Below are 6000 nucleotides of genomic sequence, written 5' to 3' on the forward strand. Positions count from 1 at the left end.
ACGTGAGCTTACTGCGGCAGTAACTGCTCCAGTTTTTGCTGCTGCTGTTGCAAACGCCCTAAGGTATGACAAGCTTCACTACCTAAGCGGCGAAAGCCCTGCTCCTGACTTTTCCACTCGGCAGACAGCGCATTACGTAAGCTGGCTACCTGCGCCAACATCGCTTTGAGCTGACTGGCGGCATCGCCTTCACTTTGTCGGCTACTCAACTCCTGCAAGCCTTGCTGCAAGATTTCGCCCAGTTTTTGCTGCACCAAACGCTCGGTTTCTTGCTGCTGGGCAGGCAATGCATCCGCGAGAATCGCCAGTCCACCGTTTTGATGCACCACGATTTTATCCAGTCGCACCGTCAGCAATGCGTGCAAATCGCGCAGCTGCGCACGCACTTTACTGTTTCCCCCTAGCTGGCGGATCACCACATCATCGAGGCCTTGCTGCGCCTGCTGTAACTGCTGATGCGCCTGTTTATCCAGCGCCGGTAGCTCACGACGTAATTGCTGCTGTAGCGCAAATGCCTGCTGCTGAGCGGCCAGATCCAATGTCAGGGGCTGCTGATTACGGCTCACCTCACCTTCTTTGCTGATGCGCAGCTGCGTGGTTTTTCCCTGCAACTCCACCGCCTCTGGAGTCAGATAGATATTCTGGTTCAACGTGTACGGACAAGTCTCCGCCGCCAACGCTGGCAGCGTCATCACGCCGCCCACCATCGCCATCAGTAGCGCGACTAACATCGGTTTTGCTCTCATCGTTGTTCCTCGTTATTTTCCGCGCCACATTTGTCTGCGTGCTAACAACTTTGATTAAATACCCAGATTAAAAAATCGAGCGTCCTAAGCGCTGCGATAACAGCTCCAACGCTGAGATCCCCGCCAGCGAGTTGCCGTTTACATCTAGCGCTGGTGACCATACGGCGATGCTCATCTCACCTGGAATGACGGCCACAATGCCGCCTCCGACACCAGATTTCCCCGGCATCCCAACGCGATAAGCAAACTCTCCGGCGCCATCATACAGGCCACAAGTGGCCAGCAGCGCATTAATCTGCCGCGTTTGGCGACTGGAGATCACTGGCTCGAGCGCGCACAGTGACTGGCCGTGATTGGCCAGATAGGAAAAGGCGCGCGCCAACTCGGTGCAACTCATCTTGATAGCGCAGTAGTGGAAATAGGTTTGCAGTACGTCAGTCACATCATTATGGAAGTTACCGAACGATTTCATCAAATAGGCAATCGCCGCGTTACGCGCCGAATGATCAAATTCTGAACGCGCTACCACGCTGTCATAACCGATATCTGCCTGACACGCCAGCTGGCGCACCAAATCCAGCATCCGCTGTTTCGGCGCGCTCAAGCGCGTTTGCAACATATCGCACACCACCAGTGCACCGGCATTGATAAACGGATTGCGTGGTTTTCCGCGCTCAAGCTCAATTTGCACCAACGAGTTAAACGGCTGGCCGGACGGCTCTTTGCCGACGCGCTGCCAAATCTCCTCTTCCGAGTAACGCGTTAACGCCAGCGTCAGAGTTAAAACTTTTGAGATCGACTGAATCGAAAAGCGCTCCTGCGCATCACCAGCTTGATAGACCGTGCCATCATTCATGCACACCGCAATACCGAGCCGCTCCGCCGGCACACTGGCCAACGCCGGAATATAGTCGGCCACTTTACCGCGACTGATTTGCGGGCGGACCTCTGCCAGAATCTCCTCCAGCAATGCGTTACTCAATATCACTGTCTTTTATCCTTACACCTAGATGTGCTGCCGGCTCGCAGGGCAAAACAAAAATTCCACGCCAAAAAAACGGGCTCCGAGGGAGCCCGTTTCAGAGTGCAGATTCACTGAACTACATCATCCGATAACCTGCTACTACCCGACCACATCGAATTATCTCGAATGGGGCCAGATTATAGCGAAGTCAGCGCGGGGAATTAATCCCACCAGACGTCCAGCAGTGGGCTAACTTCAACTTCCAGCAGCCCTTGCTTCTCAGCCCATGCTTGAACCAGCGCACGGTGCTCATCAGTACATTTACCCACTTGCTGCAGCACCACCAGACCTTCCCAGTACAGGTAGCCGCTGCCGTCGTAGGACAGGCCATTTGGCTCAATCACTTCGGCGATAAAGGCATCCAGCGCAGCATCGATGTGCTCAGCACTGGTTCCTTCAGGAAACTGCCAATTAACGGTAAAGCCCAGTTCCTGAAACTCATCCACATGCAGCTTTTTACGCAGACGCGCACTACGGTGTTTTGCCATTACTCAGTCCTCTCGAACATCAGGTCCCACACGCCGTGCCCTAAACGGTGGCCACGCTGCTCAAATTTGGTCAGCGGACGGTGTTCAGGACGCGGCATAAAATCATTGCTAGCAGACAGGTTACGGTAACCTGGCGCAGCTTGCATTACTTCCAGCATATGCTCGGCGTAATTTTCCCAGTCGGTGGCCATATGGAACACACCACCGATTTTCAGTTTCACGCGCAGTTGCTCGGCAAACGGCAGCTGAACAATACGGCGTTTATGGTGACGCGCCTTATGCCACGGATCGGGGAAGAACAGCTGTACGGTGCTCAGCGAGCCATCCGCAATCATCTTCTCCAGCACTTCGATAGCGTCATGGCACATCACGCGCAAATTAGTCACGCCAGCTTCATGTGCCGAAGACAGGCAAGCACCCACACCTGGGGTGTGCACTTCAATACCGAGGAAGTTTTTCTCCGGTGCGTTTTTCGCCATTTCCACCAGCGATGCGCCCATACCAAAGCCGATCTCCAGCACCACCGGTGCTTCGCGGCCAAACAGCGCGGTAAAATCCAGCACCTGCTCTTGAAAATCTACGCCCATCTGCTCCCAGTAGTTCTCCAGTGCCAACTCCTGACCTTTGGTCAGTCGGCCCTGACGGCGTACAAAGCTGCGGATCTTACGCAGATAGCGGCCTTCTTCATCAAACTCTGGAATGGTAACCTCACCCATGGTCATACCCTGCTGAATTCATCGTCAATCAATCTTAATAGAAGGCGCATTATGCAAAGATGGCCCAACATAGCAAGCAGGATAGCACCGAAAGCCACGCTGAAGGGCGATTCCCTTACCGATTATCCGGTTTACAGCCTGCCAAGGCTGTGATGCAATCACGCTTCCTGCAATTACCCGAGTCAGTTATGCCAACCGCGCACTTCCCTGCAGCTGCCTTTTCCGAGGCCGTGTTGACCTGGTATCACGCCTTTGGTCGCAAGACCTTGCCGTGGCAGCGCCAGAAAACGCCGTATACCGTTTGGTTATCCGAAGTCATGCTGCAACAAACGCAGGTGGCCACGGTGATCCCGTATTTTGAGCGCTTTATGCAGCACTTCCCCACGGTCAACGATTTAGCGGCCGCGCCATTGGATCAAGTATTACACCTGTGGACCGGACTCGGCTACTACGCCCGTGCCCGCAACCTGCATAAAACCGCACAAATTGTTGCCGAACAGTATCAAGGCGAGTTCCCGACCGATTTTGATGCCATTTGTGCCTTACCGGGGATTGGCCGCTCCACCGCAGGTGCCATCTTGTCGCTTTCGCTGGGTCTGCACTATCCTATTTTGGACGGTAACGTGAAGCGGGTCTTGGCGCGCTGTTATCGCGTCGCCGGCTGGCCGGGGCAAAAGGCGGTCGAAAATCGGCTGTGGGACATCAGCGCCAAAGTCACGCCGCAAGAGGGCGTGCAGTATTTCAATCAAGCGATGATGGATTTAGGCGCGCTGGTGTGCACCCGCAGCAAACCCAAATGCTCGCTCTGCCCGCTGGCACATGGCTGTGAAGCCTATGCCCACGCCGATTGGCAATCATTTCCCGGTAAAAAGCCTAAGCAGACGCTGCCGGAAAAAGAGGGCTACTTTATTTTGTGGTCGCCACCGGCCGAACTGCCCGATGCGCAGGTTTGGCTAGAGCAGCGACCACCCAGTGGATTGTGGGGCGGCCTATTCTGCTTTCCCCAATTTGCGACCCGCAGCGAAGCGGAACAATGGCTGGCCCAGCGTGGTCTGACGGTACGTCGTCAATTAACGGCGTTTCGCCATACCTTCAGCCACTTCCATCTGGATATTATTCCGCTGTTGGTGGTGGGCGAATCCCATCACTGCATGGATGAAGGGCACGGTCTCTGGTATAACTTAGCCCGACCACAAGCTGTCGGACTGGCTGCACCGGTAGAGCGCCTATTGCGCTTGCTACCGGAGGAATTATCTAGCGAGGAATCACGATGAGTCGCACCGTATTTTGCGCCCGCCTGAAAAAAGAAGGCGCTGGACTGGCGTTTCAACTCTACCCAGGAGAGCTGGGTAAACGCATTTATGACCACATCAGCCAAGAAGCTTGGCAAGAGTGGCAAAGCAAGCAGACCATGCTGATCAACGAAAAAAAATTGAACATGATGAATCCAGAACATCGTAAATTCTTGGAGCAGGAGATGGAGAAGTTCCTGTTCGAAGGGCAAGATGTTCAGATCGAAGGCTACACTCCACCGAGTGAATAATATTCCATCTATTACCGAAGTGCTGCTGGCGCTTCGGTATGTATTGCCCTGACTTATGAAGAAAAAACTCACTTGGTGTGTGATCCTGCCTCTACTGGCTGCCTGTGCCAGTAAACCAAAGGAAGATCCTTCGCTATACGTTAAAGATACCAACGGTTTCGATATTTTGATGGGCCAGTTTTCGGCCAATATCGAAGATCTGTGGGGTCTGAACGAGATGCTGGTTGCCAGCCGCAAAGACTATGTAAAGTACACCGATCGTTACTACACCCGCAGTCATATCGACTTTGAAAACGGGATGGTGACGGTGGAAACTATCGCCACCCAAAACCCACTGGATAAGCTGCGTAATGCCATGGTGCATACCCTGTTGATGGGCGACGATCCAAACGGGATCGATCTGTTCTCCGACAGCGATGTGCCTTTTAGCAAGCATCCATTTTTAGCCGGACAAGTGGTGGATGAGCAGAAAAAAGCCATCACCAACCAGATCCAAGCCGGTCGTTTTGCCGATTATCTGCTGCAAACCAAGCTGAAAAGTCGCCAAATCGGTGGCCGTACCGTGTGGTATGTCGATATTCCGATGATCGCTAACCACTTGAATTATCGGGCTAAGAAATACCTCCACATCGTGCGTAAAGCGTCACGTAACTACAATGTGGATGAAAGCCTGATCTTGGCCATCATGCAGGTGGAATCGAGCTTTAACCCGTATGCGGTCAGCTCGGCCAATGCGCTGGGGCTGATGCAGGTGGTGCAGCACACCGCCGGACGCGATGTGTATAATCTGGTCAAAAATAAAGACGGCACGCCAAGCCGTGATTATCTGTTTGATCCAGAAAAGAATATTGATACCGGTACGGCGTACTTGCATATTTTGCAGACCAACTATCTGGCCAATATTCGCAATCCGGTGTCCCGTCGTTATGCCATGATTTCGGCCTATAACGGTGGTGCTGGGGCGGTGCTGCGAATCTTCTCGCAAGATAAACAAAAAGCGGTGGATATCATCAACAGCATGTCGCCGGATGAGCTGTACAACGTGCTGACAACTCGCCACCCTTCGGCACAAGCTCGTCATTACCTGTACAAGGTGAATACCGCGCAGCGTAACTATCGCGGCCGGATAGTCTGACCATCTTACTTAGCGATCAGGCTTAGCGGTAGCCACCGCGAAGCCTGAGCCTGCGAACCGAACTCTGGCTTACCGAACCCAAGGTTTACCGAGCTCTGGTTTCGGCTACGCAGGCGCTTAAGCGCGATGAGAGGCTCAGTGCAGAAATTATGCGCCAATGACTAAAAAGCAGTCAAACGCATGCCAATAGCGATAAAAAAGTGTCATTGACCGTTGACTCTGGCGAAAAAATCCGTTTAATAGCACTCCGTTAGGCAGACACGTCTGCTACGCAATTCCTCTGTAGTTCAGTCGGTAGAACGGCGGACTGTTAATCCGTATGTCACTGGTTCGAGTCCAGTCAGAGGA

At 53.3% G+C, this 6000-nt stretch carries 7 protein-coding genes and 1 tRNA gene; 4 read left to right on the forward strand and 4 right to left on the reverse strand.

Annotated features, from left to right (window positions below):
• Positions 1–8: 8 nt before the first annotated feature.
• From L975_RS08785 to trmB, 4 genes are all read right to left on the reverse strand, one after another.
• Positions 9–746 (reverse strand): DUF2884 family protein, encoded by a 738-nt coding sequence (locus L975_RS08785; RefSeq protein ID WP_081995648.1) that lies wholly within the window; start codon positions 744–746, stop codon positions 9–11.
• Positions 747–813: 67 nt separating this feature from the next.
• Positions 814–1734: a glutaminase B gene (glsB, locus tag L975_RS08790; protein ID WP_039045862.1), complete on the reverse strand. Its 921-nt coding sequence runs from the start codon at positions 1732–1734 to the stop codon at positions 814–816.
• Between the two features lie 197 nt (positions 1735–1931).
• A complete protein-coding gene (locus L975_RS08795) occupies positions 1932–2258 on the reverse strand; it encodes a YggL family protein (RefSeq protein WP_047708175.1) in 327 nt (108 codons plus the stop codon).
• On the reverse strand, positions 2258–2974 hold the full coding sequence (gene trmB / locus L975_RS08800) for a tRNA (guanosine(46)-N7)-methyltransferase TrmB (protein ID WP_010864566.1): 717 nt from the start codon (positions 2972–2974) through the stop codon (positions 2258–2260). The genes L975_RS08795 and trmB overlap by 1 nt, the downstream gene beginning before the upstream one ends.
• A gap of 188 nt (positions 2975–3162) precedes the next feature.
• On the opposite strand from trmB, the gene mutY reads away from it, so the two are divergent.
• From mutY to L975_RS08820, 4 genes are all read left to right on the forward strand, one after another.
• On the forward strand, positions 3163–4248 hold the full coding sequence (mutY, locus tag L975_RS08805) for an A/G-specific adenine glycosylase (RefSeq protein WP_047708185.1): 1086 nt from the start codon (positions 3163–3165) through the stop codon (positions 4246–4248).
• Positions 4245–4517 (forward strand): oxidative damage protection protein, encoded by a 273-nt coding sequence (locus L975_RS08810; protein WP_010864568.1) that lies wholly within the window; start codon positions 4245–4247, stop codon positions 4515–4517. Before mutY ends, L975_RS08810 begins: the two co-directional genes overlap by 4 nt.
• A gap of 55 nt (positions 4518–4572) precedes the next feature.
• Complete coding sequence (mltC, locus tag L975_RS08815) at positions 4573–5652, forward strand: membrane-bound lytic murein transglycosylase MltC (protein ID WP_047708176.1); 1080 nt, start codon at positions 4573–4575, stop codon at positions 5650–5652.
• A gap of 276 nt (positions 5653–5928) precedes the next feature.
• A tRNA-Asn gene (locus tag L975_RS08820) sits at positions 5929–6000 on the forward strand.

Source organism: Plesiomonas sp. ZOR0011, assembly GCF_000800945.1.
Taxonomy (GTDB): Bacteria; Pseudomonadota; Gammaproteobacteria; order Enterobacterales; family CAMTGL01; genus Plesiomonas; species Plesiomonas shigelloides.

Coding starts and splice junctions, on each gene's coding strand:
- L975_RS08785 (WP_081995648.1), bottom strand. CDS start 746: ATGAGAGCAAAACCGATGTTAGTCGCGCTACTGATGGCGATGGTGGGC.
- L975_RS08795 (WP_047708175.1), bottom strand. CDS start 2,258: ATGGCAAAACACCGTAGTGCGCGTCTGCGTAAAAAGCTGCATGTGGAT.
- trmB (WP_010864566.1), bottom strand. CDS start 2,974: ATGGGTGAGGTTACCATTCCAGAGTTTGATGAAGAAGGCCGCTATCTG.
- mutY (WP_047708185.1), top strand. CDS start 3,163: ATGCCAACCGCGCACTTCCCTGCAGCTGCCTTTTCCGAGGCCGTGTTG.
- L975_RS08810 (WP_010864568.1), top strand. CDS start 4,245: ATGAGTCGCACCGTATTTTGCGCCCGCCTGAAAAAAGAAGGCGCTGGA.
- mltC (WP_047708176.1), top strand. CDS start 4,573: ATGAAGAAAAAACTCACTTGGTGTGTGATCCTGCCTCTACTGGCTGCC.